Source organism: Pseudomonas sp. A-1 (assembly GCF_004801855.1).
In the GTDB taxonomy this organism is placed as follows: domain Bacteria; phylum Pseudomonadota; class Gammaproteobacteria; order Pseudomonadales; family Pseudomonadaceae; genus Geopseudomonas.
The window spans coordinates 1-520 of sequence record NZ_SSTC01000246.1 but is presented as its reverse complement, the minus strand read 5'-3'; the positions used below and the strand labels follow the sequence as shown (position 1 = coordinate 520).

Annotated in this window: 1 protein-coding gene; it reads left to right on the top strand. The window is 68.5% G+C overall.

Going from position 1 to position 520, the window contains the following annotated elements:
* On the top strand, positions 1 to 520 hold a 520-nt coding region (locus tag E5198_RS21400), incomplete at both ends, for an aminotransferase class III-fold pyridoxal phosphate-dependent enzyme (protein ID WP_136491884.1).

The window sequence follows — 520 nt, the reverse complement described above, 5'->3', positions numbered from 1 at the left end:
AAGCTGTCGCACACCTGCTTCCAGGTGCTGGCCTACGAGCCCTACATCGCCCTGTGCGAGGAAATCGCCAAGCGCGTGCCGGGCGATTTCGCCAAGAAGACCCTGCTGGTCACCTCCGGCTCCGAGGCCGTCGAGAACGCCGTGAAGATCGCCCGCGCCGCCACCGGCCGCGCCGGGGTGATCGCCTTCACCGGCGCCTACCACGGCCGCACCATGATGACCCTGTCGCTGACCGGCAAGGTGGTGCCCTACTCCGCCGGCATGGGCCTGATGCCGGGCGGCGTGTTCCGCGCCCTGGCGCCCTGCGAGCTGCACGGCATCAGCGAGGACGACGCCATCGCCAGCATCGAGCGCATCTTCAAGAACGATGCCCAGCCGCAGGACATCGCCGCGATCATCATCGAGCCGGTGCAGGGCGAGGGCGGTTTCTACGTCAACTCCAAGGCCTTCATGCAGCGCCTGCGCGCCCTGTGCGACCAGCACGGCATCCTGCTGATCGCCGACGAGGTGCAGACCGGCG